Genomic DNA, 23,454 nt, shown 5'->3' with positions numbered 1-23,454 from the left:
GAAAAAATAGCCTTCTCATTTATGAGAGGGCTATTTTTTCATTACATAATTAATAAAAATCTGACCATTATGCTGTTTTTTTTGTTCCTTTATGCAAATAAAACCGCTACTTTCAAAGAAAGGTTTTGCTGTAATACTCGCCTCTGTATATATCTCCCTATGCCCTAAGCTTACTGCTTCTTTTTCTAACTTCTGTAGTATGTAGGAAGCTATCCCTTTTCCTTGATAATCTTTATGTGTAAATAAACGATCTATGTAATGCTCATCATTATAATCACCAAACCCCACTATCACACCGTTATAATCCGCTACATAACTAATATTCTTCTCTAAAGACTGTAACCAGCTTTCTCTCTCTAGTCGATCTGGTGCCCATGCCTGTAGCTGTAACACGTTATAATCTTTTGCATTAATTGTATGAACTGTTTCATAGAATAACTGTAATACTTGTTCTAAATCCTCTTGATGGAATGTTCTAATGATCATATCTTTTAACATATATGAACCTCCTTACTAAACTATCATTTAACTTTTCTACCATCTAGTATTCAATATTTCTGCTTTATTATATCTTTTTTCTTTCTATATAAAAAAAAAACAATACTTATTTCAAAGTATTGTTTTTTTGTTTAAAAGCATATGCAATTCTCTATAAATTTTTATTTTTTTAATTTCACTCTTTGCAGTCGTAATGCATTTAATACAACGGATACAGAACTAAATGCCATCGCGGCTCCAGCAACCCAAGGTGCTAAGAAACCGAACGCCGCAATCGGGATTCCTAAGCCGTTATAAGCTAGTGCCCAGAATAAATTTTGCTTAATATTTCTTATCGTCATCTTACTCATAAAGATTGCATCAGCAATACTATTTAAATCACCACGGATTAACGTAATATCTGCCGCTTCCATCGCTACATCTGTTCCGGTTCCAATTGCCATACCGATATCCGCCGTAGCCAGTGCAGGAGCATCATTTATTCCATCTCCAACCATTGCTACTTTCTTACCTTGTGCTTGCAGTTTTTTCACTTCTTCTGCTTTTCCTTCTGGTAATACTTCTGCAATTACGTGATCAATACCAACTTGCTTAGCGATTGCCTGAGCAGTTTGTGTATTATCTCCTGTGATCATAACAACGTCTAGACCCATTTTCTTAAGTCTCGCAATAGCTGCTTTTGAAGTATCTTTTACAGTATCCGCAACAGCCACTATACCAGCATATTCTTTATTGATCGCAATAAGCATTGCTGTTTTTCCTTCTCGTTCTAGCTCTTCCATCGATTTAGAAACTTCTTCAATATCAATATCGAATTTCTTCATTAATCGACGTGTACCAATTAATAATTGTTTCCCTTCTACGACTGATTCGATACCGAATCCTGGAATCGCTTCAAACGTTTCTGAACTTGGGATAACAATTTTCTTTTCTTTAATTCCTTCTACAATCGCTTCTGCAAGTGGGTGTTCAGAATTTTTTTCTGCCGCACCTACTAAACGTAGTATTTCTTCTTCATGGAATCCATCTGCTACAATTACATCTGTTAACACCGGCTTCCCATTTGTCACAGTACCTGTTTTATCTAGAATAACTGTATCTAGTCGGTGGGTTGCTTCTAAATGCTCCCCGCCTTTAAATAAAATGCCATACTCAGCCGATCTTCCTGATCCCGCCATAATAGATGTAGGCGTTGCAAGACCTAATGCACACGGACAAGCGATAACAAGTACGGCTATCATTTTCTCAAGTGCTCCGCCAAAATCACCAGGTGTAACAAATAGCATCCACACTGCAAATGTGATAATAGCAATCACAACTACAACGGGTACGAAAATACCTGAAATTTGATCTGCTACCCTTTGAATAGGAGCCTTTGAACCTTGGGCCTCTTCTACTACTTTAATAATTTGAGCTAATGCAGTATCTCTTCCTACCTTAGTCGCTTTCACTTTTAAAAAGCCATTTTTATTTATTGTAGAACCGATTACTACATCCCCAATTGTTTTATCAACCGGAATACTCTCGCCCGTTAACATCGATTCATCTATTGCTGACTTTCCTTCTACAATTTCCCCATCTACTGGGATTTTTTCACCGGGTTTTACATAAACGATATCACCGGCTACCACTTCTTCGATTAAAATTTTTATTTCTGTTCCATCTCGTACAACAGTAGCGGTTTTCGCCTGTAATCCCATTAATTTTTTAATTGCTTCTGACGAGCGTCCTTTAGCTTTCGCCTCAAATAATTTACCTAAAATAATTAATGTAATAAGTACTGCACTCGTTTCAAAATACAAGTCTGTCATATGTTCCGAAGAACCAATCGACCTAATACTTAAATACACACTGTAGAAATACGCTGCAGACGTTCCAAGTGCCACGAGAACATCCATATTGGCGCTTTTATTACGTAATGCTTTATAGGCCCCCACATAAAACTGCCCACCAATGATAAACTGAACTGGAGTTGCAAGAGCTAGCTGCACCCAAGGATTCATAAGCATATCAGGTAAATAAATAAACGATGTAAATGAGAAATGGCTTACCATTGCCCACAGTAACGGGAATGATAATATAAACGAAATCATAAATTTCTTCTTTTGTCGCTCAATTTCTTGTATGCGATGATCAGTTGATCCATTTTGCTCATCTGATTTCACTTCTAATTTATATCCTAATTTCGTAATCGCACTCTTCATTTCATTTACATGAATTTCATCAGGATTAAAATCTACTGTAGCTGATTCCAAAGCGAAATTTACTGTCGCTCCGTTCACACCTTCTAACTTATTTAAACGCTTTTCTACTCTATTCGCACATGCCGCGCATGTCATCCCTGAAACAGTAAACTCAGCTTTATCACTTACAATTCCATATCCTAACGATTCAACTTTTTGCTTAAATTGTTGCGGATTTGTTTTTTGGGGATCATACATTATTTTTGTTTTTTCAAGTGCAAAATTTACATTTGCATCATGAACACCTTCTACTTTTTTCAGACCTTTTTCAATTCTATTCGCACATGCCGCACATGTCATTCCTGATATTTGAAGATTGGCCTCTTTTTTTTCATTCATGTCTCTCACCTCTATATACCCTCATAAGGTATAATTATTAACAAAATAAATCGTACTTCCTATAAAGTACGATTTATTCCCATATCTAAAAATAATTATTGAACATCGTATCCTTGATCTTCAATTACAGCAACGATATCTTTTAACGTTACAACTGATGAGTCGATCGTAACTTCAACAGTTCCTTCTGCTAATTGAACTTTCACTTGTTCAACACCGTTTAGTTCTTTCACGCTACTTTCAATTGAATTGACACAATGTCCACAAGACATACCTTCAACTTGTAATGTTAACTGTTCCATTTAAAATCCTCCTCTTGTTTCTTCATTGTTTGTTAATCACAACTACATCTTACCATACCCCCCTAAGGTAATCAATGGTTTTGTATCATGATTTTTCAATTATTTTCTAAAAGTTTATTTTACACATCAATACCTCGAAATCCTATATAGAGGTAAACAAAAAACAAGCCAGTTACATACTAGCTTGTTTTTACGCTTTTGAAAAACGTTCAAATACTGTCATTAATTCTTCAATTGCTTCATCACCATTACCATCTTTAATAGCACCTGAAACACAATGACTTGTATGGTTTTTTAATACACCCATTCCTACTTTTTTCATAGCTGCATTAATCGCTGAAATTTGCACTAAAATATCCACGCAATAACGATCATTTTCAATCATATTTTGAATACCACGGACTTGCCCTTCAATTCTCTTTAATCTATTTATAATTTGTTCTTTTTCTTTTTCTGATCTATGTGTCACTGCTTCATGCTCTTTATGATCCATATTATCACCTTCTTAAAATTTCTCTTCATCCAATAAAACAATTGCTTTTACGAGTATACCAATTATAGCATTAAATATCTACGTATGATACCCCATATGAGTATATTTCCGCTCTATGCTTATTCTTAACAACTTATTAGCTTCTCAGACTCAATTATTATGATACCCTTGCCTTTTTTTCAAAAAACAATAATAAGCAGGGATTATCCATCCCCGCTTATTATTCATCCACAAATATAAAAGTCTCAATTTTCACACGTGTAAATTGAGACTTTTTTCTTCCTATATATAATTATTGCTGATCACATACTTTTGTGTCATTCACTACTGAAGTTCCTTCAACGGTTACCGTATGAAAACAGTCATTTACACGAACTGTCACGACATTATCTTGCCGATCAATGATATGATATTCATTAAAATTTTTATTCAGAGCACTGCGAATTTGTTCTCCTTCATAAATTGGAATGCCATGTGATAAAACCCAAATAAGCCCAGCGATAGCAAGAATAGTTTTCATACGATCTACCTCCTTGAGAATATAGTGAACTTTTAATCCATGCTTTTTCAGCTCTACTAATCATGAATGGAATGAATCAAGCCTTTTTGGAAATAAGTTCATTTCGTCTATTTTATGTTTATGCTAATTGTGACCGAGTTGTGACAACTTTTTGTCTCTTTAGACGAAAAGTTGAAACAAAACTTTCAAAAAGGACAATTCTACTTATGAAAAAAGGTTATGGAATGTTTCATCCATAACCTTTTTTCAGCTCTATTCTACAACTCATCTACCGTACTTCATGTGATTTTTGTAGAATTATTTTATTTTTATTCATCAACATCAAAACAAAATCTTGAAAAAACTTCCCACACGAGTTCATTTCTACTACTTACCCCAGTCTTTTCAAAAATGGATTTTAAATGATCTTGTACCGTGTATATAGATATACAAAGTTCATGAGCTAATTCCTTTGTCGACATACCTGTAAGAATTTTACGTATTACTTGCTTCTCACGTGTTGTAAAACTATACGCTTCCATAATAAGCGGAAAGACTTCTTCCGGTCTTGCTCTTTCGAATAAAACAACATAACCATCCTGAAAACTACTTGTACGTTCTAACTTACTGGCCCGAATGATTAAAAAATGTCCATAGGCTAAAGGTATACAAACTTTTTCTTCTCTATTCATACAACCTACATTATATTCGTTAGCCTTTACTTTCGAACAAACTGCACGTATTGGCCTTGGTATTTCTTTTATATTTAACTGTTCATACCTTCTAAGATTTGAGAGCCAATCGCTGCCATCTTGATTCCAATATAATAAATTAAAATCATCACTTAATATAATCGTGCCTGTTCCTATTACCTTCTCTTCTGAAAAAGGTTTAGGAAATGCCTTTTTTAAGGCCTCTCCAGCAATTGGGACTACCGTTGCTAAGTACTTACAATCATCAATATAAAAAGTGGGACTTGTACTCCCTCGAAATAAACTAAGATGCCCAAAGCAGTTCCCCTTACTCATACAAACGCCCCTTAATTCATCTCCAAAACTTGCTGGTTTTAAAATATTTCGGTATCTAGAGCTTTTCTTTTGTTCACCATTTGTCGCTATACTAAGAGAAGCAACATGAGGAGAGTGTTCTGATAAATATTTAAATTTATTAAAATCATCTTCTAGAAACTCATTCATAAACAATTGTGGATGAATCTTTTCAACACTTGCATCCGTAAATGCCCCAGTAGATAAAAAAGAAATTGGGTCTATAGCTGTAAAACAAGCGGCGTCAAAATCAATGACTTTACGTATTAAGTGGAGAAATGACTCTTGAAATGTCCTTATAGAACTTAAACGATTCGCTACCAGTGTAATTTCTTTCGTTGTTTTTTCATACATCCTCTTCTCCCCCCAGATTTACGGGATTGTTTCCCTTCATAATTTCATTCCATAATAAACCTATAATACACATACTTAGGAGGTTAAAAATGAATTGGAATGATACTACCGTAAATTCATATGAACAAAGGATTCCATGTAAAATCCCAGGCTACTATAACCTATATGAAATGGTGAACCATTTTTTATTTACGACACTCCCTAAAGAAAATATGAATCCAAATTTACTAGTTATAGGTGCTGGTGGTGGACAAGAAATTCTCTCTATAGGTAAACAACATAGCAACTTATCTTTTACAGGTGTTGATCCATCTAAAAGCATGCTACAGTTAGCTAAAAAAAGAATTAAAAACGAAGACTTGCAAAATCAAATTCACTTTGTACATGGAACTGTTCATTCATTATTAACCAATCCATTATTTGACGCTGCTACTTGTATGCTTGTTCTTCACTTCATCCCAACTATGAAGGAGAAAAAAGAGTTACTTAATGAAATTAGTATTCGCTTAAAGCCTGGTGCTCCACTCTTTCTCTCTTCAATAAATGGTATACCCCATACAAGTATGTTTTCTGCACAATTAAATGCTTGGCGCAACCATATGATGCAAAATCAAATTCCATTAAAAGATTGGGACCGATTTGAAAATTCTTTTGAAACAGAAATATTTCCTATTTCCGAAACAAATCTACTAACTATCATGAAGGAATGTGGCTTTACTCACATCACTCGCTTTTTTACTAGTTTTTTAATTGATGGATACGTTGCCTTTAAACAATAATGAAAAAAGGTAAGCAATTGCTTACCTTTTCCCTCTTCTATAGGTGACTAATAAACCTTAACCCTTTACTTAAAGAAGTCGGCACAACTGACGCATGATTTTCCCCTTCAGCTTCATAAAACGTAAATCTAAACTGATCGTGTTTTACTTGGAGAAGGCGCTCTGACAATTCGTTTGCCCCTACAACCATATGCTCTCGTTCTAATGCCCCAACTGTAAGGAACACTCCCGTTTCAAACTTGGCACTATTTAATTCACTTATAAGATTCTCTTCTTTTTCAAGCACAGATTGGTTATTCCACCAAATAGATGGACTACTAATAAAATAATTTTGAAAGGCATTTACGTTTGTAAATAGTATATGTAAAGCAAATAAACCACCTAGCGAATGCCCAAATAACGTTTGTTTTCCTTTATCAATCTCAAAATCATTTTCGATTTGTGGCTTCAGTTCTTCTTCTATAAAAGTAAATAAGTTATGTGCTCCTCCTGTTTTTGGCCACGGTTTGCCATCTGGTTTTAAAGGCGCATCTTTTGAAATTACACTAGGCGTAAAATCATAGCATCTTTCTTCACCTGAAAATGCCCCTTCAATTGGATAACCAATACCTACTATAATGGCTGGTGAAACACCTGTTTTTTCTGCTCTAACTGATTGTATTTTAACCGCTTCATGGAATGTTTGAAAAAAGGCATTGCCATCTAATACGTATATAACAGGATATCCTGAATCCGGTGCTGGTTGCCTCGGCTTTGAAATATGAATTTGATATTCCTTACCTTCTAATTTCGAATACATTTTCCACTGTTCTGTATTAAATGTAATAATCTGCTGTTTTTCAATAGTAGTATTCATCTTATATTCCCCCCTTTTAACTCGTTACATATATTTCTACTTTTTCTTCTTGAGTTACAACGCTATCGTATCCAAAACAAACAGGAGACCCGTTATACGGGTCAATCATGACACGCGCATCAATATGAAATACTTCTTTTAACACTTCATTTGTAATGATTTCTTCTGGGCTACCAGTTGTAACGATTTCCCCTTCCTTCATTGCAATAATTTCATCTGAAAACCTTGCTGCATGGTTAATATCATGTAGTACCATTACGATCGTACAATTATGTTCTTTATTTAACTTATCCACAATTTGTAATACATCTAATTGATGAGACATATCAAGATATGTCGTCGGTTCATCTAGTAGTAACACTTCTGTCTCTTGTGCTAAAGCCATCGCTAGCCATACCTTCTGTCGTTGACCACCTGATAAATTTGCAATTTGTCTCGTTCTAAATTCAGAAGTTTTCGTTATTTCTAATGCCCAATCAATCATTTCTTTATCTTTTGAAGTTAACTTATTTACGTTATTTCGATGTGGATAGCGTCCATAAGAAATTAACTCTTCTACTTTAAGCTCTCCTGGCGCAATTGGAGTTTGCGGAAGTAAAGCTAACTGCTTCGCAATTTCTTTCGTTGGAATTGTATTTAAATCCTGTCCTTGCAAATATACTTTACCGCTCTTTTGCTTTAAGATTCTTCCCATTGTTTTTAACAATGTCGATTTACCGCACCCGTTTGGCCCTATAATTGTCGTTACTTTTCCTTCTTGTATTTCCACATTTAAATCGCGAAACACTGTAAGCTTTTCATAACTCGTTTCTAAATTTTTTGCACTTAAAATACTCACTTTTATTCCTCCTCTTACGCTTTCGCCTTATAAAGTAAATATAAGAAATACGGTACACCGACAATAGAAATAACGATCCCAACAGGTAACTCTACAGGTGTGAAAACTGTTTTTGCAATAAAGTCTGAAGCAATTACAAGAAACATTCCGATTACTCCGCACGTAGGAATGATGTACTTATGCTGAATACCAACAAGCCTTTTCGCTATATGCGGTGCCATTAGTCCAATGAAACCAATACTTCCTGAAACAGCAACACATGCGCTCACAAGTCCGATACTACTTAGTAGTAAAATAGATTTCTCTCTTTCTACTGAAACGCCTAAACTTGTAATACTCGTTTCTTCCAATTGAAATAAATCTAATAAATAAGCTTTTTTTTGTATAAGCGGAATTAATATGATAAGCCACGGCAACATAGCAACAATATACTTCCAGTTTGCGCTATATATGCTTCCAGACACCCAAACTGCAGCCATTTCGAAATCAGTTGACTTCATTTTGAGTGATAAGTACATAGAAAATGCTCCAAATCCTGATCCAATTGCAATCCCTGTTAATAAAAGACGTTGCGAGTCTAGCTTACCGTTTTTCCATGAAAACAGATAAATGATGATAGCTGCACCTAATCCGCCGACTAAACCAAACATTGGCATCATCATAATAGACATCCAGTCTGTGCTCTTTAATTGCCCTTGAAAGAAAAACATAAAAATAACGATGGCTGTGCCGGCCCCAGCATTCACTCCTAAAATACCTGGGTCTGCCAATCCATTTCTCGTAATCCCTTGAATAACAGCACCTGCAACGCCGAGGCCTAATCCTACTAACCCAGCAATTACGATGCGTGGAAGACGAAAATCAAAGATAACTAGATCATGTTCTGGTACTGGATCAATTCTAAAAAGTGTTTTAAATACATCCGTAATCGTAATATCAAACGTACCGTTCGTTAAACTAATATAAACAGCACCCAAAATTAAAAATATAATAATCCCCATTGTCATTCCGAAACGTTGACTTGAACTTTTAGGCATGTCTCTCTCCCCCTCTTGTACGGATTAAATAAAGGAAGAAAGGAATTCCAATTAAGGAAGTAACGACGCCAATTGGTGTTTCAAATGGATAGTTTACAAATCTACTCAAAACGTCACATAACGCTAAGAACACTCCACCAATAACGCCTGCACAAGGTACAATCCACTTATAATCTACCCCAATTATAAAGCGAGTAATATGCGGAATAATTAAACCTACAAAACCAACTTTCCCGACTAAAGCAACTGCTGTTCCTGTTAAAAGAATAACGGATAAAATCGCCATCGCTTTAACTAGTTTTGTACGTTGTCCTAGATTAATAGATACCTCTTCTCCTAAAGAAAGAATTGTAATAGATTTTGATATTAATAATGCTAAAGCTATCCCAATTATCCCAAAAGGTATCGTGATTTTAATTACAGTAGGGTCCACTTGATCTAACTTTGCATTAAACCAAAAACTAACATTTTGAGAAATTTGGAAATACGAAGCCATCGCAGCAGATACACTACTTAAAAATGTTCCAATAACTGTTCCGATAATTGCTAACCTAACAGGGGATAAACCATTTTGAAGGAGCGAACCAAAACCAAACACGATACCCGCTCCTAATGCAGAACCAATCATTGAACATAAAACCATACCGATTGATGACATCCCCGGAAGAAAAATCATACAAAGTGTAATAACAAAAGCTGCACCATCCGTCACACCCATAATAGAAGGGGATGCAAGATAGTTTCTTGTCATCCCCTGCATAAGTGCTCCTGATATGGCTAGAAATGCTCCGACTAAAAGAGCTGCAACTACCCTTGGTAAACGTGAAGTAATAATAATATTATGATTTACATTGCTTGAATCAAAATGAAATAATGCATTCCACACTGTTTGAGCATCAATGTTTTTAGCACCATATAAAATAGAAAGTATAACCGTAAATAAAATCAATATGGGTGCTATACATAAAATGGTTACTGGTACCGCATTCGTTTTCTGCATATCATTCAACGCACCTTACTTATTGTATTATTTAGATAAATTTTTCACTGCTTCTTTTAAGAATACTGTTTTACTCCAAGCTGTACCACCTTGTGCCATTGGATCTACAACGTTTACAAATACTTTCTTTTCTTTCGCAGCATTCATACTTTGCCAAATTGGATTATTTTCAATGTCTTCTAACACTTTCGGTTTATTATTTTCACTTACCTCGTATTGTAAGAAGATATAATCAGGATTAACTTCAGCTAATTTTTCTAAAGAAATCTTTTCTTGTGCTTTTACCGTTTTAAGTTGTTCTGGAGCAGTTAGTCCAAGATCTTTATAAATTACAGGATTAAAGTATACTCCTTCTGGATATAGGAATAAATCGTTTGCTCTAAGTCTAATGACAAGTACTTTTTTGTCTTTTAACTTATCTCCTAATTTTGCTTTTGCTTTTTCAGCATCCGTATTGTAATCTTTAATAATCTTTTCTGCTTTATCTTTTTTACCAGTTAATTCTCCCATTAATTTTAAATTATCTTCCCAATTTGTTGAAACGTGCGATACCGGGAATGTCGGAGCTACTTTCGTGAACTTTTCAGCTGTTTCTGCTGGGAATTTCGTACTTGATGTAATAACATCTGGTTTTAATTGTAGTAATGTTTCAAAATTTGGTTCCATCTTCTCACCAACAGATTTTGCACCTTCTAAATCTTTTTCAAGATACTTTGGTAATTTACCACCAACAGTAATAGCACCTACCGGCTTAATGCCAAGTACCGCCGCATCTTCCATTGACTCTAAACTAGCTGTCGCAATTTTATCTACTTTTGCTGGCACTGTATATTCTTTACCTAAATATGTAATTTTTCTTTTTTCGTCTTTTTTCGTTTCCGTAGCTTTTGTCTGTTGCTTTTGTTCTCCTGAAGTTTTATCCGTACTATTGCATGCTGCTAGTCCTACACTTAAAACTGTAACCATCCCTAAAGTAAATAACTTCTTGTTCATCTTTATATAACTCCTCTCGAATTTTCAAACTATATTCTCAATAAAATTTAACTATATGAAACTTGTCTCATATATATATTTCATTAGATTAATAATTCTATCCAGAACTCATTCTCGTTCCCTTCCCCTAAACTATAATTCTTTTACACCTCATCCATTGATAACACTTTCATTGATAATGATTATCGTTACTAAGTATATATTTAATATGCAATTATTTCAAGAAAGATTTGAAAAATTTTAACAAACTGAATAAAAAAAGAAGTATCCGCCTAATCCTAGGTAGATACTTCTTTTTTTAGAAATTTATATGTAATTCAACTGGGCAATGGTCTGATCCCATCACTTCACTATTTATTTTCGCCTCTGTTATTTTGTCTTTCATTCTTTCGGAAACAACAAAATAATCTAAACGCCATCCAATATTTTTTGCTCTCGCTCCCATACGATACGACCACCACGAATATACACCTTCCTGATTAGGATACAGATAACGATATGTATCAATAAATCCTTCTTCTAAAATACATGTGAATTTCTCTCGTTCCTCATCAGAGAATCCAGGGTTTTTACGATTATTTTTTGGATTTTTTAAATCGATTTCTTTATGAGCAACGTTTAAATCACCGCAAAAAACAACGGGCTTTTTTTCATCTAATTGCTTAATATAAGCCCTGAAATCATCTTCCCATTTCATTCTGTAATCTAATCGTTCTAATCCTCGTTTTGAGTTTGGTGTATATAACGTTATCATGTGAAAATCTTCGAATTCTAAAGTAATAACTCGTCCTTCTTGATCATGCTCTTCAATTCCTAAACCGTATGTTACAGATAGCGGTTCTTTTTTCGAAAAAATAGCCGTTCCTGAATAACCTTTTTTCACAGCATAATTCCAGTATGTATAGTATCCCTCTGGATTTAAATCAATTTGCCCATCTTGTAATTTAATCTCTTGTAAACAAAATATATCAGCATTTGATTCCTCAAGATATTCTAAAAATCCACCTTTTGCGATAACTGCTCGCAAACCATTTACATTCCACGAAATTAACTTCACCTATAGTCCTCCTCTTGATGTTCACTTTCAAATTTCATGCTATCACAAAATAGAAAAACAATCATATTTTCACCTTTGTAATCTTGCTCTTACATTTGTGAATACATACATACGCACTTTATTCAGGTTATACTAATTTCAGAGGTGATGTTCTTTGCACAATGAAGGGATTACGTTAACAAATGAGCATTGGCAAGCAATTATTCATAATGATTCTTCCTATGATAGTAAATTCTTTTATGCTGTGAAATCAACCGGAATCTTTTGCCGACCGTCATGCAAATCAAGAATACCGAATAGAAACAATGTACGAATTTTTCATCATGCAGAGCAAGCATTAAGTGAAAAATTTCGCCCTTGCAAACGTTGTAAACCAAATGGGCTCACTTTACCTACTGAAGAGTGGGTAGAACAAATTAAAGATTATATCGAAAAGCACTTCGACGAATTATTAACTCTCGATATACTTGCGGAAATGTGTCATGGTAGCCCATTTCATTTACAACGCACTTTCAAAAAAGTAACAGGAATAAGTCCAATAGAATATATACAGCAGTTTAGGATCGTTAAAGCGGCAGAACACCTTTTACACACAAATCAATCCATTAAAGAAATTAGTACTGCTGTCGGGATAGAAAACCCAGAGTATTTCGCAACTTTATTTAAAAAGAAAACCGGATTTACTCCTACTGAATATCGAAAAAAGAACGAAATGAAAGAAGGATATAATAATGAATTCCTCCAAAAATAAATTTATATATTGGACGCTACTTACACATGAAAATTGGCAGTTTCATATTGCTACAACTGAAAATGGACTATGCTTCATTGGATCACAAGATGAAAAATTTGAAGAACTAAATATATGGGCTAGAAAGAAATTGCCACAACATATATTGGCATGTAATCCAGATTATCTACAATCATATACGAAAGAAGTTATCGAGTATTTAGAAAGTAAACGAGAAACTTTTACATTCCCTATCGATGCTTACGGAACTGATTTTCAATTATCTGTTTGGAATACGATACGTGAAATTCCTTATGGGAAGACATATTCTTATTCAGAAATTGCCGAAAGAATGCAAAAACCTACTGCTGTGCGTGCCGTTGCTACTGCTATTGCCGCCAACCCTCTCCTCATTACAATTCCTTGCCATCGTGTTATTGGGAAGAATGGTAAACTAACCGGTTTTAGGGGTGGATTAGAAATGAAGAAAGTGTTGCTTACATTAGAAAAGTCTCAGGTAGAATGCATATGACAGCAAAATATACTAGCGCATTAACTTTAGCAGTTCCAACAGAATTTAGTTTCCAAGAAAATTTACGCTATCTATCACGTTCTAACAATGAATGTATGTTTCACATTGAAGATAACAAAATTTATAAAGTTATCCCTGTTCAGGATGTACATCCTTTAGTTGAAATTAGTATGAACTCGGATGATAATATTCAAATACGTTTTTTAGAAGAATCATATACATCCGAAGAATCGATATGCGAAGCTGTAGCTCACTATGTAAAAGAGTGGTTTGATTTAACTACTGATTTAGCTCCCTTTTATACATTAGCTAAACATGATGTACTTCTTCAAGGACCAATTGAACAATATAATGGGCTTCGTACTTTAGGCATTCCAGACTTATTTGAAGCACTTTCCTGGGGAATTATCGGTCAGCAAATTAATCTCACATATGCTTATACACTAAAAAGAAGATTAGTCGAACACTTTGGAAATTATGTAGAATGGAACGATAGAAAACATTGGATATTCCCTTCTCCTGAAAGGATTGCCAATTTACATGTAGAGGATCTCAAAAACTTAAAAATGACGACTAGAAAATGTGAATATGTAATCGGTATTGCAAAGCTTATTACAGAAGGAAAATTATCAAAAGAATCTTTACTGCAAATACAAGATGTGCAACAAGCTGAAAAACAATTAACTGCTATACATGGTATAGGACCTTGGACTGCCAACTATGTTTTAATGCGCTGTTTACGATTTCCTTCCGCTTTTCCCATTGACGATGTTGGCTTGCACAATGCAATTAAATATATAACAGGTTCTGAAAGTAAACCGACTAAACAGGAAATAAAAGATTTTGCGGCAAATTGGACCAACTGGGAGTCTTACGCAACTTTTTATTTGTGGCGAGTATTATACTAAAGAACCAAGTAGCGCATCCGCACTACTTGGTTCTTTTTTAAGCTTGTTCTTCGAATCGTCTTGCGATTTCCACAATAACTTGAACAGCTTTTTCCATCGTATCCACCGAAACATATTCAAACTTACCGTGATAGTTTTCACCACCTGTGAAAATATTCGGCGTTGGTAATCCCATATACGATAATTGTGATCCATCTGTTCCACCACGAATCGGATGAATGTTTGGTTCGATATTTAAACTTTTCATCGCTTCATATGCAATATCAACAATTTCTCTCACTGGTTCGATTTTTTCAAGCATGTTATAGTATTGATCATTCATTTCTAAAACGACTGCATTTTGTCCATACTTCTCTTGCATTTGCCTCACAATATTTTCAACGTTATGTTTACGCGCCTCAAAATTTTCACGATCAAAATCTCGAATAATATAATACGCTTTACTTTGCTCAACATCACCATTTAATGAAAGTAAATGATAGAATCCTTCATAGCCTTCTGTATTTTCTGGTGCATCTTCTACTGGTAAGTGCCCATTAAACTCCATAGCAAGTTTAGTTGCGTTACGCATTTTATTTTTCGCTGTTCCAGGGTGTGTATTCGTTCCGTTAAACGTTAACTTAGCACCTGCAGCATTAAAGCTTTCATACTCTAAACCACCTAATGGACCTCCATCCATCGTATAAGCACATGATGCACCAAACGCTTCTACATCAAAATGCGCTGGCCCACGACCAATTTCTTCATCCGGCGTAAATGCTACTCTTATTTTCCCATGTTTAATTTGCGGATTATGTATTAAATAGTTCATTGCAACCATAATTTCAGTTAGACCAGCTTTATCATCTGCTCCTAGAAGTGTTGTACCATCCGTTGTAATAATCGTATGTCCTTTATATGATGGTAATTCCGGAAACTGTTCTGGCGTTAACACAACATTTAGCTCTTCATTTAACGTAATTGCATTGCCATCAAAATTTTCATGAATTTGTGGTTTTACGTTTTTACCTGTAAAGTCTGTTGCCGTATCTAAATGTGCTAAAAAGCCGATTACTGGCACATCCTTATCCGTATTAGCAGGGAGCGTTGCCATTACATACCCATTATCATCCATTGTTACTTCTGTTAAGCCAATCTCTTTTAACTCTTCCACTAATAACTTACCAAACTCAATTTGTCCAGGTGTTGTTGGTACTGTATGACTTTCTTCATTTGATTGTGTATCAATCTTTACATATCTCGTAAATCTTTCAATAAGTTCTTGTTTCAAACTCATCCACTCCCTTTTATGTTTCTCTCTCTATTATAATCCTTAAAACGAAATATTTTAACTTTTTTGACTGTGAATATATATTTCATTTGTATTTTAGCAATTTTAAATAACAGCTAAAAAGTCGTAATATTTGTACATTAAAACTCTTACATGTAATATACATAATTATAAAATATGGGAGGTTTTAAAGATGAGGCTAACTCTCTTTCGCTATTTTCTTTTTTTCTTAGGATTAATTTTTTTCGGCCTTGGAAATGCTCTTGCAGTCAAAGTTAAATTTCTCGGTTTACATCCTTGGGAAGTTTTAAATATGGCTCTCTACCAAAGGTTTGGATGGACCATTGGTACGTGGAGTGTCATATGTGGATTATGTCTCGTTCTCATTTCTTTACTAGTAGATCGAAAATATATAAATGTGGGTACATTTTTAAATGCACTACTTATCGGTCCCATTATGGACTTTTTCTTACAATCAAATATCCTTCCAAACGCTAGTGATTATTTATGGATAAACTTACTCATTTTATTTGCTGGTATTGCAATTACAGGTATTGGGGGAGGGATGTATGTTGCGGCTGGGATTGGTGCTGGCCCTCGAGATGGATTCATGCTTACTATTTCGGACAAAACAGGGCTATCTATTAGCCGTGCTAGAATTATAGTAGAATGTGTTGTACTAGTTATTGGATTTATGCTAGGAGGTCCTGTTTTCATCGTAACTTTTCTTTACACCTTTATTCAAAGTCCAATCTTTCAGCAATCATTTAAGATGTTTCAAACCCTCTTACACACTTTACATAACAAAGAGAAAGTTAGTGAACATATTTAAAATACAGCTTAATACAAATAAATTCACCCTATTTACGATGCTCACCGCAAATAGGGTGTTTCTTTTTTTATCTCACAATTTAAGAATACATACTATTTATTCACAATAAATGTATATATATCGTCATAAGTACAACCATTTACTCTAATAACATACTTCCCTGGTTTACTAAAACGAATTGTGTATTTATTTAGCTGAATGGCTTCTTTATCTCCAGAAAGAATATCAATACTTCTACCACTCAATACATAAAATTCACTTTGATTCATCGTGACGTCAACTGCATTGAAGTTTCCTTCTTTCACCTGCTGTGTTTCCGCAGCGCTTACACTTTGTTCTAAAAACAGTAGTCCACTTAATCCAATCGTACCTGCTAAAGCTACTCCCGCAAACTTTTTAATCTTTTTCATCACATTGTCCTCCTTATAAATTTTGTATAAAGGTGATTTTCCCCTTTACACCACAAATCCTATATGTAACGAAATGAAAAGTAAACGGGGACCGTAAGACAAAATTCTACATCTTTTTCTCTGTTTGAATATAAATCCAACGTTTGGAGTTTCGTCAAATTTAAAATTCTTTCCTTAAACCAACTTACATTTATATTATTCAGAAATTGAATAATTACTTATTAATTCAACATTCTAAAAATAGTTGATAAAACGCTTTCTATAAAAAAATATATTTTATAAGTACGAATTAAAACACACTCCATATATTCAGTTTCATTCTCCTATCCATAATCTTTCTACATTCATTAATTGCTCATCTTTAACTTCCAACTTATATATGTCAGGCTTCGATGTATGCATTAGAAATTCAAACCCGTATTGATCATCAAAATAATTCATCATTTGTGTCATTACAAGCCCATGTGTGCCAATTACAATTTTTCCCCCTTGAAAATCCATTAATATTTCCTTTAACACTTTCACTACCCTTGCCTGACAATCCTTATATGACTCTCCTTCTGTTAGCGCAAAATCTGGATCAGAGAACATCTTCTTTACAAGTGGATACACCTCTTTATCTGATATAATCTGATCCTCATTTAAAAACATACACTCTTTGAGATTTTCATATACTACTATTTCTTTTTCATAGAAATCGGCTACTTTTTCTATCGTTAACATAGCCCTCTTATACGGACTTGAAATGAAAGTATCAATTCCCTCTGTTTTTAATATGTCAATTACTCTATGAGCATCTAAACTTCCCTTCTCAGTTAACCCACGCGTTCTTTCATTTCCTTCTAATTTTGGTGATTCCCCATGCCTAACCATATAAATATATGTACTCATACTTCCTCCTTGAAAATATTCATTCGTCTTTTATAAACTTTGCTGATTTGTTCGTGTAATCCATTCTCCTACTAAACTCTCGAATAGTTCAGGCTGTTCAATTTGCAAATTATGTCCCGCCATATCAAGCACCGCTAATGTCGCTCTTGGATAATCTTCAATAATTTCTATAATATCTCGATAACCTACCGATATATCTTGTCTTCCTGCTAATAAAAGAACGGGTTTCTCGTATTTCTTTCGGTGAAACTCCATAGTAAGAGAATAATTTTTTTGCAACCTTTCAATAAATTCATAATTAGCAACATCTAACCCCGGCTTAATTTCTTCTTTAAATCGCTTATATGTATATTCATTTGCTACCACTGCTAACTCGCTAAATTCTTTTCTTTCGGTAGAAGTTAACGTATTTAAAAACTCCTTATCTTGTACAATTATCTGTTTATCCGGTAAACGTCTTTCTTTTTGCAGCGCAACAACCACAGGACATATTAATAATAATCCATTGACTCTCTCAAACATTTTTGAAAGTATCCCTCTAGCTAAATATCCGCCGAAAGACTCTCCTACTAGTAAAAAATCTTCCTTTGGAATGATTTCTTCAATAAATATAGTTAACACTTCTAATATATGATCTGAACTATTTATCCAATCTGGAGCGTTCGACTTTCCCATTCCAGGTAAATCAATATATATTCGTTGATAACCTTCATATTTTTGAAATACTGATTCCATACATTTCATCATTAACCTATGATCCGGCGCACAGCCATGTATAATAATGACTGGTTTACCCTCACCCATAATTTCATAGTATACTTCTGCATCTTTCATTCGAAATAACATAAAAAGTCCTCCCTATTTAGTGAAAATACTATCCACTCTGTAAGAATACACGTTCTTATTTTATATCCGTTTGTAACATTTTTACAAATGTTAATTTTCAGATTAAAAATGAAAACCTTACTTAAAATAGCCTATAACAATCAAAAGATCAGCTAGAAAGAGGATTCTCATCATTTTATATGCAATTGTGCATCTCCACTTACAAATTACTAAAAAACCTTTACAATTCAAACGATGACTAAATATACAATTTCCATTTAAAATCCTGATGAAGTACATATTATCAAACTCAATATTTTTTCAATTTTCAGAAGTATTAAACTCTTCAATACTTTCCTTATAAACAAGATTTTTACAAGGAAATCTGATACAATTCTTAAATAATATTATTATGTATAGATATTACGAATATAGTGCATAATTAAAGAAGGTGATTTTATTGAAATTAAATAAAAATTTACAACTATGTATATTAATCGGAACATTAATATGCTATTCAATCTATTTTATATTTTTTTATCTGTTCCCTACTCATTTTTCAAATTCGGATGTACGCTTCGCTTCACTTATCGTTGAAGCCATTACATTTGTATCACTAATTTATTCTATATATTCTAAAAAAGTCAGTTCAAATCCATTTTGGGTATGTATCACAATAGCAATTGGGAGTTTTTTATTAGGAAAAATAGTATATACATATCAAGATAGCTTCTTCGAAATTCCAATACATCGTTTTACTATTTCTGATGTATTTTACATGTTTTTTCTACTCTTTTGCCTTATCGCTTTCAGTTATAAAATTTTAAAAGAATGCGATAAATGGGAAAAGGCGTTCTTTATTTGTGATATATGTATAGTACTTACTTCCATATTCACATTAGAATGGTATTTATTTAATCAGCCAGATTTAAATATATTTACCCTTTCACTGGGAGATGTTTTCCTTTCATTTCTATATCCAATTGCAGATTTATTATTTCTTCTACTAGGCGTTAGTCTCTTTTTCCGTCCGACAATTTTTAATTCTAAACGGAAGATTTATATCTTTATTTTTGTATTAATAAGTTCTGCAACTTTTAACTATATTTATTTTTACTTAAATAACCATTTATCAACTGAAACGATAACATTATTACGTCTTTTATATAGAATACCTATATTATTTATTGCAATAGCTGGATCTATTTCAGCAGATCGTAATAGCCATAAAAATTATTTCATTGTGAACCCTATAATAGGAAAAAAGGCTTTAGTTGTATTTCCCTATCTTGCTGTTGCAATACTAATCGGGTTTACATTAAAAGAACAAACATCATCTTCAACTCTCATTACAGGAAATTGTATTACTTTTATTTTCGTACTCATTCGTCATTCTATTGTACGTATGCAAAACAATTCCCTAACAAAACGTTTACAAGCATTTAATGCGCAACTAGAAGAAAAAGTGACTTTACGGACTTCTGATTTAGTTCATAAATCCGAGGCTCTATCTCAAAAACAACAAAAGTTTAAATCGTTATATGAATATCACCCTGATCCTATTTTTACAATTGATTTACATGGCGTATTCTTAAATGTAAATCAAGCCGGAAGTATACTACTTGGAGCACCAACAGATGAGTTACTCGGTGAAACTTGTTTTTCGATTATTTTAGATGAGGACAAATATAAACTAGCATCAGCATTAGAAAAAGTGAAACAACAAGAATCGGCATACTTACAACTAAGTTCTAAATATAAAGATGGTTTTACTTATTTTTTATACGTTACCATCGTCCCTATTATAATAGACGGACAAATTTCAGGAAGCTATATTATGGTAAAAGATATTACCGCACTAAAAAAGCAACAAGAAGAAATAAAGTATTTAGCATTCCATGATACTGTAACAAAAATTGGGAACCGCGCCTTTTTCCATAAGAAATTAAAAAGAGTTATAAAACATGCTAAAACGACAGAAAGCGAGTTTGCATTATTATATTTAGACTTAGATCGCTTTAAAGCAATTAACGATACACTTGGACATTCGGCAGGAGATCACATATTAGAAGAAGTAGCGAAGCGATTCCAATCATGTCTTCCATCACATACTCATCTGTCAAGAATCGGTGGCGATGAATTTACAATCTTAATTGAAAACTATACTGACGAAGATTCCTTATTCGATTTATGCAACCAGTTATTTGAATGCATGGAAAAACCGTTTGTCATACATGAGCATACATTAACTTTATCACTTAGTATCGGCATCGCTATTTATCCACATTCCGGAATCGATACCGCTACACTTTTGAAAAATGCTAATGTTGCCATGTATGATGCAAAAGCAAAAGAACTTAACTCTGTCTCTATTTATGACGATGTAATTGCTAAAAAAATTGAAAGACGATTACGATTAGAAAAAGATTTACCCAGCGCAATACAAAATGAAGAATTGTTCCTTTTGTATCAACCTCAAGTTGATAGTGAATCTAATAAAATTATCGGTGCAGAAGCTCTAATCAGGTGGAATCATCCTGAATTAGGCATTATTTCTCCATACGAGTTTATTCCGATTGCAGAAGAAACACTACAAATTATTCCAATAGGAAAATGGACATTGCAGCAGGCTTGTGAGCAAATGAAACGTTGGCACACACTCGGATATTCTCATTTAAAAATTGGTGTAAACTTATCTGCTAAAGAATTTGAACAAGAAGATTTTGTAAAGTCTATTTCTTCTACATTAGCAACTGCAGGCTTACCGGCAAGTTCTCTCGACCTTGAATTAACAGAGCGCATTGCAATGATGGATGAGCGAGAAACATTGATAAAGCTCCGCACACTAAAGGGTTTAGGAGTTCACATTTCAATCGACGACTTTGGTACAGGTTATTCTTCACTAGCGTATTTACCTTTATATCCAATAGATACGTTAAAAATCCCAAGAGAATTTATTACAATGTCTGAAACGTGTGAAGATGGAATGGAAATTATTAAAACGATTATTACATTAGCACATACATTAGAAATGTCTGTCATTGCTGAAGGTGTAGAAACGAAAGAACATGTGAATTTCCTTCAAAAAAATAAATGTCAGTTTATTCAAGGTTACTATTATAGTAAGCCTATCCATACTCATGCATTTACTCAGCTATTAGAAAGTGGGATCCAACCATAATACATAGCTAATATGGATAAGTAATAATGAATTTGAACAACTATAGTAAAAAGGAAAGAAGATACCTTCTTTCCTTTTGTTTTTTATTTAAATTTCTATTACTTCACCACTTCATTTATTATATCTATTAATTGATGAATCCCCTCATCATTTGTTTTCTTATATCCATTCATGTTTTGAATATATCTCTCCTTATTTGTATGCAACTTATTTACTGCATGTATGAATACATTCGTACTTATTCTGTCTTGGAGTAAAACTTCCGCATATCCTTGCCGAGAAAAATATTCAGCATTTAAAACTTGATCTCCCCTACTGGAACTGTTAGTTAACGGGATAAGCAACATCGGTTTCTTCAAAAATAGCAATTCAGAAATAGCAGTAGAACCCGCTCTAGAAACTACAACACTCGCCATATTTAGTATATGCGGCAACTCGTCCCCTATATACTCAAATTGCATATAACCTTCCATACCAATAGATGAATCTACCTTCCCTTTACCGCACATATGAACAATATTAAAATTTAGCAGTAATGTTTCCAAACTTTTCCTTACCATATCATTTATCCATTGAGCACCTTGACTCCCACCCATAATTAATAATACTGGTTTATCTTGCTGAAATTTACAATAGCTTCTTCCCCGCAATATGTTGCCCCTCTCAATTTCCTCCCTTACAATTGGTCCTACATAAACCTTCTTCTCATTCCTTACATTTGCTCCTGTCTGAGGAAATGTTGTGCATAGTTTTGTAGTAAAAGGTAATGCTATTTTATTTGCTAATCCTAACGTACTATCTGGTTCACGTATTATTACGGGTACTTTATTCATCCACGCTCCTATTACTACAGGAACGGACACAAATCCCCCTGCCGAAAAAATAACATCTGGTTTTATGCGTTTCATCAGTTTATAACTTTGTATGCAACCTTTTATTATTTTAAAAGGATCTTTAAAGTTTTCCCAATCCCAATATCTCCTAAGCTTTCCCGTTGAAATACTATTGTATTTCACATTTTGAACTAATAGTTTTTCAATTCCATTTTGAGATCCAATATACTCAACTCCCCATCCTTTTTCCATAAATTTAGGAATTAATACCATATTAATCATTACGTGTCCGGCTGTACCGCCCCCAGTAAAGAGAATCTTTTTATTCATAATTTATATCCACCTTTATCATTAAAAATCTTGTTTTATACTAATCTATTAAATGTAAGTAAACTTACTATTATTTATATAAACATTTAGCTCAAATCCTATATCTTGCAAAAAATCTTTAATAAGATCATAAAAATCATTTCCATATTCACTACATTCATACTGAGCAAAGACTTGAATTACAGGCCTAGTTCCTGTACCTATTACTGGATTTTTCCTATCATCCTTTTTACTTTCCACATAAGCTCGACATTTATTTATCGCCTCATAGATACACAAAACATGCTCTTCCTCATCTTTCCAGTCCAACGTATCAACAATTAAAAGAAATAGCGTATTTTGATTATCTATTGTTTTATAGCCATTCATATATTTCTT

Annotated in this window: 24 protein-coding genes; 6 read left to right on the top strand and 18 right to left on the bottom strand. The window is 33.7% G+C overall.

The genetic code is table 11. From position 1 onward, the window contains the following. Positions 1 to 30: 30 nt before the first annotated feature. The 6 genes from MKO96_RS12260 to MKO96_RS12235 form a co-directional block, all read right to left on the bottom strand. Positions 31 to 498: a GNAT family N-acetyltransferase gene (locus tag MKO96_RS12260; RefSeq protein WP_240587564.1), complete on the bottom strand. Its 468-nt coding sequence runs from the start codon at positions 496 to 498 to the stop codon at positions 31 to 33. 161 nt (positions 499 to 659) lie between these two features. Then, complete coding sequence (locus MKO96_RS12255) at positions 660 to 3,080, bottom strand: heavy metal translocating P-type ATPase (protein WP_240587563.1); 2,421 nt, start codon at positions 3,078 to 3,080, stop codon at positions 660 to 662. A 95-nt stretch (positions 3,081 to 3,175) separates the two neighbouring features. After that, positions 3,176 to 3,382 (bottom strand): copper chaperone CopZ, encoded by a 207-nt coding sequence (gene copZ / locus MKO96_RS12250; protein ID WP_000436980.1) that lies wholly within the window; start codon positions 3,380 to 3,382, stop codon positions 3,176 to 3,178. 190 nt (positions 3,383 to 3,572) lie between these two features. Then, positions 3,573 to 3,875, bottom strand: coding sequence for a metal-sensing transcriptional repressor (locus tag MKO96_RS12245; protein ID WP_000349636.1), 303 nt, complete (start codon positions 3,873 to 3,875; stop codon positions 3,573 to 3,575). Between the two features lie 292 nt (positions 3,876 to 4,167). Beyond that, complete coding sequence (locus MKO96_RS12240) at positions 4,168 to 4,395, bottom strand: hypothetical protein (RefSeq protein ID WP_000849103.1); 228 nt, start codon at positions 4,393 to 4,395, stop codon at positions 4,168 to 4,170. A 308-nt stretch (positions 4,396 to 4,703) separates the two neighbouring features. Continuing rightward, on the bottom strand, positions 4,704 to 5,774 hold the full coding sequence (locus MKO96_RS12235) for a helix-turn-helix transcriptional regulator (protein ID WP_240587562.1): 1,071 nt from the start codon (positions 5,772 to 5,774) through the stop codon (positions 4,704 to 4,706). Between the two features lie 89 nt (positions 5,775 to 5,863). On the opposite strand from MKO96_RS12235, the gene MKO96_RS12230 reads away from it, so the two are divergent. Continuing rightward, positions 5,864 to 6,553 carry a class I SAM-dependent methyltransferase gene (locus MKO96_RS12230; protein WP_240587561.1) on the top strand — a complete coding sequence of 230 codons (690 nt, stop codon included), beginning with the start codon at positions 5,864 to 5,866 and terminating at the stop codon, positions 6,551 to 6,553. 37 nt (positions 6,554 to 6,590) lie between these two features. Here MKO96_RS12230 and MKO96_RS12225 read toward each other — a convergent pair whose 3' ends face one another. The 6 genes from MKO96_RS12225 to MKO96_RS12200 form a co-directional block, all read right to left on the bottom strand. Continuing rightward, positions 6,591 to 7,409, bottom strand: coding sequence for an alpha/beta hydrolase (locus MKO96_RS12225; RefSeq protein WP_240587560.1), 819 nt, complete (start codon positions 7,407 to 7,409; stop codon positions 6,591 to 6,593). 16 nt (positions 7,410 to 7,425) lie between these two features. Beyond that, complete coding sequence (locus MKO96_RS12220; RefSeq protein WP_240587559.1) at positions 7,426 to 8,247, bottom strand: ABC transporter ATP-binding protein; 822 nt, start codon at positions 8,245 to 8,247, stop codon at positions 7,426 to 7,428. A 14-nt stretch (positions 8,248 to 8,261) separates the two neighbouring features. Next, positions 8,262 to 9,284, bottom strand: coding sequence for a FecCD family ABC transporter permease (locus MKO96_RS12215; protein WP_240587558.1), 1,023 nt, complete (start codon positions 9,282 to 9,284; stop codon positions 8,262 to 8,264). Beyond that, entirely contained in the window at positions 9,277 to 10,284 is a 1,008-nt protein-coding gene (locus MKO96_RS12210) for a FecCD family ABC transporter permease (RefSeq protein WP_098274723.1), read from the bottom strand. Before MKO96_RS12210 ends, MKO96_RS12215 begins: the two co-directional genes overlap by 8 nt. A gap of 27 nt (positions 10,285 to 10,311) precedes the next feature. Beyond that, the gene (locus MKO96_RS12205; RefSeq protein ID WP_240587557.1) at positions 10,312 to 11,277 is read right to left on the bottom strand and encodes an iron-hydroxamate ABC transporter substrate-binding protein; all 966 of its coding nucleotides are present in this window, start codon (positions 11,275 to 11,277) and stop codon (positions 10,312 to 10,314) included. Between the two features lie 298 nt (positions 11,278 to 11,575). Continuing rightward, complete coding sequence (locus tag MKO96_RS12200) at positions 11,576 to 12,334, bottom strand: exodeoxyribonuclease III (RefSeq protein WP_240587556.1); 759 nt, start codon at positions 12,332 to 12,334, stop codon at positions 11,576 to 11,578. Between the two features lie 154 nt (positions 12,335 to 12,488). Between MKO96_RS12200 and adaA the strand changes: the two genes are divergently transcribed. The 3 genes from adaA to MKO96_RS12185 are packed head-to-tail and all read left to right on the top strand — an operon-like array spanning position 12,489 to position 14,504. Then, positions 12,489 to 13,085, top strand: coding sequence for a bifunctional transcriptional activator/DNA repair enzyme AdaA (gene adaA, locus MKO96_RS12195; RefSeq protein WP_240587555.1), 597 nt, complete (start codon positions 12,489 to 12,491; stop codon positions 13,083 to 13,085). Continuing rightward, positions 13,066 to 13,596 (top strand): methylated-DNA--[protein]-cysteine S-methyltransferase, encoded by a 531-nt coding sequence (locus MKO96_RS12190; RefSeq protein ID WP_240587554.1) that lies wholly within the window; start codon positions 13,066 to 13,068, stop codon positions 13,594 to 13,596. Before adaA ends, MKO96_RS12190 begins: the two co-directional genes overlap by 20 nt. Further along, positions 13,593 to 14,504, top strand: coding sequence for a DNA-3-methyladenine glycosylase family protein (locus tag MKO96_RS12185; RefSeq protein ID WP_240587553.1), 912 nt, complete (start codon positions 13,593 to 13,595; stop codon positions 14,502 to 14,504). Before MKO96_RS12190 ends, MKO96_RS12185 begins: the two co-directional genes overlap by 4 nt. 37 nt (positions 14,505 to 14,541) lie before the next feature. Here the strand turns inward: MKO96_RS12185 and pepT are convergent, their stop codons facing one another. Next, complete coding sequence (gene pepT, locus MKO96_RS12180) at positions 14,542 to 15,774, bottom strand: peptidase T (RefSeq protein WP_240587552.1); 1,233 nt, start codon at positions 15,772 to 15,774, stop codon at positions 14,542 to 14,544. Positions 15,775 to 15,967: 193 nt separating this feature from the next. Between pepT and MKO96_RS12175 the strand changes: the two genes are divergently transcribed. After that, positions 15,968 to 16,606, top strand: coding sequence for a YczE/YyaS/YitT family protein (locus tag MKO96_RS12175; RefSeq protein WP_001241260.1), 639 nt, complete (start codon positions 15,968 to 15,970; stop codon positions 16,604 to 16,606). A 92-nt stretch (positions 16,607 to 16,698) separates the two neighbouring features. On the opposite strand, the gene MKO96_RS12170 is transcribed toward MKO96_RS12175, so the two are convergent. From MKO96_RS12170 to MKO96_RS12160, 3 genes are all read right to left on the bottom strand, one after another. Further along, entirely contained in the window at positions 16,699 to 17,016 is a 318-nt protein-coding gene (locus MKO96_RS12170) for a hypothetical protein (protein ID WP_240587551.1), read from the bottom strand. A 315-nt stretch (positions 17,017 to 17,331) separates the two neighbouring features. After that, positions 17,332 to 17,907: a histidine phosphatase family protein gene (locus MKO96_RS12165; RefSeq protein ID WP_240587550.1), complete on the bottom strand. Its 576-nt coding sequence runs from the start codon at positions 17,905 to 17,907 to the stop codon at positions 17,332 to 17,334. Positions 17,908 to 17,937: 30 nt separating this feature from the next. Beyond that, positions 17,938 to 18,753 (bottom strand): alpha/beta fold hydrolase, encoded by an 816-nt coding sequence (locus MKO96_RS12160; RefSeq protein WP_240587549.1) that lies wholly within the window; start codon positions 18,751 to 18,753, stop codon positions 17,938 to 17,940. Between the two features lie 439 nt (positions 18,754 to 19,192). Here MKO96_RS12160 and MKO96_RS12155 point away from each other — a divergent pair, with 439 nt between their 5' ends. Then, positions 19,193 to 21,913, top strand: coding sequence for an EAL domain-containing protein (locus MKO96_RS12155; protein WP_240587548.1), 2,721 nt, complete (start codon positions 19,193 to 19,195; stop codon positions 21,911 to 21,913). Between the two features lie 98 nt (positions 21,914 to 22,011). Here MKO96_RS12155 and MKO96_RS12150 read toward each other — a convergent pair whose 3' ends face one another. Next, entirely contained in the window at positions 22,012 to 23,076 is a 1,065-nt protein-coding gene (locus tag MKO96_RS12150) for an undecaprenyldiphospho-muramoylpentapeptide beta-N-acetylglucosaminyltransferase (protein ID WP_240587547.1), read from the bottom strand. 48 nt (positions 23,077 to 23,124) lie between these two features. Continuing rightward, a complete protein-coding gene (locus tag MKO96_RS12145; RefSeq protein ID WP_240587546.1) occupies positions 23,125 to 23,445 on the bottom strand; it encodes a DUF6572 domain-containing protein in 321 nt (106 codons plus the stop codon). Positions 23,446 to 23,454: the final 9 nt, after the last annotated feature.

Origin of the sequence: Bacillus sp. ES1-5, from assembly GCF_022487605.1 — a bacterium.
Taxonomy (GTDB): domain Bacteria; phylum Bacillota; class Bacilli; order Bacillales; family Bacillaceae_G; genus Bacillus_A; species Bacillus_A wiedmannii.
Note: the sequence above shows the minus strand (reverse complement) of the source record. Positions and strands in the feature narration are given on the sequence as shown.

Excerpts from the sequence above, each read along its gene's own strand:
- MKO96_RS12190 (WP_240587554.1), top strand. The coding sequence starts at position 13,066 with ATGAATTCCTCCAAAAATAAATTTATATATTGGACGCTACTTACACAT.
- MKO96_RS12145 (WP_240587546.1), bottom strand. The coding sequence starts at position 23,445 with ATGAATGGCTATAAAACAATAGATAATCAAAATACGCTATTTCTTTTA.
- MKO96_RS12225 (WP_240587560.1), bottom strand. The coding sequence starts at position 7,409 with ATGAATACTACTATTGAAAAACAGCAGATTATTACATTTAATACAGAA.
- MKO96_RS12160 (WP_240587549.1), bottom strand. The coding sequence starts at position 18,753 with ATGTTATTTCGAATGAAAGATGCAGAAGTATACTATGAAATTATGGGT.
- MKO96_RS12175 (WP_001241260.1), top strand. The coding sequence starts at position 15,968 with ATGAGGCTAACTCTCTTTCGCTATTTTCTTTTTTTCTTAGGATTAATT.
- MKO96_RS12235 (WP_240587562.1), bottom strand. The coding sequence starts at position 5,774 with ATGTATGAAAAAACAACGAAAGAAATTACACTGGTAGCGAATCGTTTA.
- MKO96_RS12230 (WP_240587561.1), top strand. The coding sequence starts at position 5,864 with ATGAATTGGAATGATACTACCGTAAATTCATATGAACAAAGGATTCCA.
- MKO96_RS12255 (WP_240587563.1), bottom strand. The coding sequence starts at position 3,080 with ATGAATGAAAAAAAAGAGGCCAATCTTCAAATATCAGGAATGACATGT.
- MKO96_RS12215 (WP_240587558.1), bottom strand. The coding sequence starts at position 9,284 with ATGCCTAAAAGTTCAAGTCAACGTTTCGGAATGACAATGGGGATTATT.
- MKO96_RS12240 (WP_000849103.1), bottom strand. The coding sequence starts at position 4,395 with ATGAAAACTATTCTTGCTATCGCTGGGCTTATTTGGGTTTTATCACAT.
- MKO96_RS12150 (WP_240587547.1), bottom strand. The coding sequence starts at position 23,076 with ATGAATAAAAAGATTCTCTTTACTGGGGGCGGTACAGCCGGACACGTA.
- MKO96_RS12260 (WP_240587564.1), bottom strand. The coding sequence starts at position 498 with ATGTTAAAAGATATGATCATTAGAACATTCCATCAAGAGGATTTAGAA.
- MKO96_RS12205 (WP_240587557.1), bottom strand. The coding sequence starts at position 11,277 with ATGAACAAGAAGTTATTTACTTTAGGGATGGTTACAGTTTTAAGTGTA.
- copZ (WP_000436980.1), bottom strand. The coding sequence starts at position 3,382 with ATGGAACAGTTAACATTACAAGTTGAAGGTATGTCTTGTGGACATTGT.
- MKO96_RS12170 (WP_240587551.1), bottom strand. The coding sequence starts at position 17,016 with ATGAAAAAGATTAAAAAGTTTGCGGGAGTAGCTTTAGCAGGTACGATT.
- MKO96_RS12165 (WP_240587550.1), bottom strand. The coding sequence starts at position 17,907 with ATGAGTACATATATTTATATGGTTAGGCATGGGGAATCACCAAAATTA.
- MKO96_RS12210 (WP_098274723.1), bottom strand. The coding sequence starts at position 10,284 with ATGCAGAAAACGAATGCGGTACCAGTAACCATTTTATGTATAGCACCC.
- MKO96_RS12185 (WP_240587553.1), top strand. The coding sequence starts at position 13,593 with ATGACAGCAAAATATACTAGCGCATTAACTTTAGCAGTTCCAACAGAA.
- MKO96_RS12245 (WP_000349636.1), bottom strand. The coding sequence starts at position 3,875 with ATGGATCATAAAGAGCATGAAGCAGTGACACATAGATCAGAAAAAGAA.